The 255-nt window shown below is 34.5% G+C and carries 1 protein-coding gene; it reads left to right on the top strand.

The window, feature by feature from the left end; all coding sequences use genetic code 11:
* Window positions 1-181, top strand: a 181-nt coding sequence (locus ACYSM9_RS21995) for a hypothetical protein (RefSeq protein ID WP_461859063.1), incomplete at its 5' end; no start/stop codon positions are given.
* Window positions 182-255 lie beyond the last annotated feature (74 nt).

Below are 255 nucleotides of genomic sequence, written 5' to 3'. Positions count from 1 at the left end.
AAAAGTATTAGCAATAGGAGATGAAAATTCAGATAAGACAAGAATATTGGACTATGGTGCGGATGAATTTGCATTAAAGCCTATGAGTCCAGAGAATGTTGCAGATAAGATTCTAATGCTATTGGCGCGTCAGACAGTGGCTGATAATAGAAATACTGAAAATACTCCTGCTGAATTATAGCCATTAGTTAATTAACGAACTGCTTGACTTTTTCTGATCTTAAAGTTACTTGCAATTATACTCCAATGACCATA

The organism is Arthrobacter sp. C152 (genome assembly GCF_054890965.1).
The sequence above is the reverse complement of the archived record's forward strand: the minus strand, read 5'-3'. Positions and strand labels throughout refer to the sequence as shown.